Below are 3,737 nucleotides of genomic sequence, written 5' to 3' on the forward strand. Positions count from 1 at the left end.
GCTGGGTGCTGGAGGCCGACCGCGCCATCGCCGTGCCGCTGGGCTCGTGGACCGAGGGCGGCAGCCAGGGCGGCGCCGTGCCGGCCGGCGAAGCGATCGACCGCGCGCAGCTCACCGGCACGGTGGGCGGCTCCATCAGCTGGTCGGGCGTGTACGACGCGGTGCTCAACCGCTTCGCCTTCCACGACACGCTGGCCGACGTGGCCGCGCTCGCGCCCAAGGGTGTGGATGAAGACTGCGCCGCCTACGTGGTGGCCGGCTGGTGGAGCGACCCCGCGTCCGACCCGCTGGACAAGGCGCGCAGCAGCAACAGCCTGGACGAGCTGCTCGCCAGGCTGCGCTGGGGCCTCTTGTACGAATGGGGCGACGAGAAGTGGGCGCAGGAGCAGGACCGCGCGCAGTTCGAGCTGCGCAAGGCGCTGGGCCTGACCACGGAGGAGCGCTGGTCGAGCAAACGGCCGCTGAACATTCCCACGCCTGTGAAGCGCACCGGCGTCGCCGCGGCGGCCGCTGCCGTCGCCACCCCCGCGCTGGCCTATGCGCCCATGGACAAGACCTTTGTCGAGATGCAGACGCTCACCGCCGCATCGACCTTCTCGGCCGATGCCGGCCGGCGCTTCGTTGCGCCGCCGTGGCACCTGCGATCGTCGCTTTTGCACGGTGCGATCTACGGCGTGCCGGTGGCGGGCGGCGTGCCGGTGGACCGCCGGCCCTCGGCCAGCACGCTGCGCGTGGCCATCGGCCAGCACGAGGACGAGATGCTGGCCGCACTGTCGGCCGCACCGCAGGCCACGCCCGAGCAGCGCCGCGCCTCCGAGCGGCTGCTGACGGCCTTCACCGCGCAGAAGATCAACCGCCTGGGCTCGCCCGACGGCCTGGTGGAGCTGGAGGAGCACGAGCATGCCGGCGCCTTCACCTCGGTGCCCAGCGGCATCGAGGGCGACGACCGCTACATGCAGCGCGTGCAGACCGGCGGCGCCGGCGGCATGGCGGTGGGCAAGTACCGCGGGCAGCGGGCCACGGGCAACGTGCAGGCGCAGCGCAAGGGCCTGGGTGATGGCGCGTCCGGCGCGCACGGCGCGGCGCAGGCCGTGGGCGGCACCACGGTGTATTCGAGCAAGTCCAAGCCCACGCTCATCAGCGCCAGCGCGGCGGTGGTGAACGACATTGCCCGCTCGCGCGTGGGCGAGGTGCTGGCGCCCAGCGAGGCGCGCATCGTCAAGCGCCCGGCCGCGCGCTTCACCTTCCCGAACGAGCCCATGGTGGCCATCCGCGGCGCCGCGCGCAGCCTGCGCCACGGCAACGACGGACGCGGTTCGGCCAACGGCACGCTCACCTGCCGCTGGCCCACGCACGTCATCCAGGAGATCAGCGGCGTGATCGCCAAGGACCGTTTCGTGCGCTCGCTGGGCAACGGCTCGGTGCCCAGCGAGGTGCTGACGCTGGCGCGCGAGGCGGTGCTGCACGACCCGTATCACGACGACTGGATCGCCGATGCCGTCACGCCGTCCACGGCCGAGCGCGCCGGCATCTTCAGCCGGCTCAAGGCCGAGTCGGTGCTGCGCTTCGGCGTGGACGGCACGTACGACGGTGCCACCGCATTTCTCGGCAGCGCCGCCATGCCCAAGACGGCCCGGGCCGCACGCGCCGGCGCGTCAGCAGCCGCGCAAAGGCCCATCGAGCCCGGCGCGCAGCAACAGCAGCGCATGGTGGCCGACGAGACGCGCAAGCTCTCGCTCTACAAGGGCGCGGACCCCGACCTGGTGGGCGTCACCACCTGGGCGCAGCCCTGGGTGCCGATGTGGCTGGAGTGGGAGCTGAAGGTGGAAGGGATCGATCCGCCTTCGCTCGACGCCTGGCACCTCGGCGCCGTCGACCTCGAAGTGCAGGGCACCGCGGGGCAGGGCATGAGCACCACGCTGCGCGGCCGCGCCCTGCTCACCACCGGCGCGGCCCATACGCTGCACCGTGCCATCTCCGACTGGCTCGCGGCCGAAGACAAGCTCGACGCCGTCCATGCCGGCCAGGTCGACGAAGCCACCGAGGCGGCCTACCGCACGCTCGATGCCGCCGTGGACAAGCTCGATGTGGTGACGGCTGCGCTGGACGGCATGCGCACCCAGCTGCTGGGCCTGGCGGTGAGCGACGGCCTGCGGCGCCCCGCCAACGGCAACGGCATCGCCAACCCCGCGCCCATTGCGCCGCCGCACATGCTGCTGGCCGGTGCGCTCACGCTGACCCGCGCGCGCCTGCTCGATGCCTTCGGCCGCACGCTGGACGTGCCGGTGAGCCAGGTGGCCGTGCCCATGCGCAGCGCGCTGCCGGCGCGCCCCAATGCGCTGGCCGTCACGCCCAGGCTGATGCGGCCGGCGCGCTGGCAGTTCAAGCTGGTCGATGCCAAGACCGAGGTGGGCACGGTGGGCACCGATGCGCGCGTCGACCAGATCGACACCACACTGCAGGTGAACCCGGTGGCCGGCTTCGTGATGCCCGACCACCTCGACGAAAGCCTCGAAATTTTCAGCGTGGACGGCGCGCCCATCGGCGAGCTGCTGCACGAGCCGGTGAGCGGCGGCGTGATGTGGGAGATTGCGGCCGGCCGCGAAGGCCCGGCCGATTCGGGACCGCTGTACGGCCTGGCGCCGGAGCAGTTCGCGCTCGGCCGCTTTGCCAACGGCCTGGTGGCCGCCGATGCGGCCGCGCGCGCCGGCGCGCCGCTGGCGCCCGACAGCGGCCAGGAGACGGCGCTGTCGGCCCTGCTGCGCGCCATCGACACCACGCTGTGGTCGGTGGACAGCTTCGCGTCGCTCGGCAGCGAGCATGTGGCCGGGCTGGTGGGCCGGCCCATCGCGGTGGTGCGCGCGCAGCTCAAGCTGGAGCTGCGCCCGCCCGACGACATCGACCTGAGCAACGAACAGCGCGCCAAGGAATGGGCCGACGCCGAGCGCGAGGCCGCGCGCCATGCCTTCCCGGTGCGCATCGGCGAAGTCACGCGCAGCGACGACGGCGTGCTGGGCTTCTTCGTGGACGACGACTACGCGCACTTCCGCCTGGTCGACAAGGCCATTGCCGGCACGGCGGCCGAGGCCGGCCGCAGCCGCGGGCAGCTGGGCCTGTATTCGAGCGTGTCGGGCATGCCGCCCAAGACCGCGATCACGCACCCCTACATCGCCGGCACCGACGATGCCGACACGCTGATGCTGCACATCGGCCAGAGCGTCACGCTGACGATCTTCATGCACCCGGCCGGCAAGGCCACGCTCACCTCGGGCGTGCTGCCGCGCAAGGCGCTGCAGCTGGCGCGCGACTGGGTCGGGCCGGGGCTGGCGGCCATCGCGCCGTCGCTGCGCACCGGGCCGGTGATGGTCGAGACCGACCTCGACAAGGAAGGCCAGGTGCGCCTGCCCAAGGTGTCGGTGTTCGGCAAGGACCAGAACTTCCTGTGGCGCGACACGCCCGCCACCTGGCGCACCGACGCCATCCTGGCCGCCACGCAGACCGCGCTCTTGCCCGACACGCCGGCGGAACTGCGCGAAGGGTGGATCCGCGTGGCGCCCGATGCACCGAAGGAGGGGCAGCCATGAGCCGGTATGAATGGCCGATTGCACCCGCGCGCGCCGACGACGGCGAGGGCGACGACCCGGCGGCGCGTGCCCGCTACAACGCGCGCCGCCGCAACGAACTGGACCTGCAGCAGGCCTTGCGCGCCAGCCGGGCCGTGCAACAGCCGCCATCCG

The 3,737-nt window shown here is 72.8% G+C and carries 1 protein-coding gene; it reads left to right on the forward strand.

The window, feature by feature from the left end:
* Window positions 1–3,584 (forward strand): hypothetical protein (locus VSO01S_RS27650; protein ID WP_161944482.1); only part of this gene is annotated, 3,584 nt, incomplete at its 5' end.
* Between the last annotated feature and the right edge of the window lie 153 nt (window positions 3,585–3,737).

This window comes from Variovorax soli NBRC 106424 (assembly GCF_001591385.1).
In the GTDB taxonomy this organism is placed as follows: domain Bacteria; phylum Pseudomonadota; class Gammaproteobacteria; order Burkholderiales; family Burkholderiaceae_C; genus Variovorax; species Variovorax soli.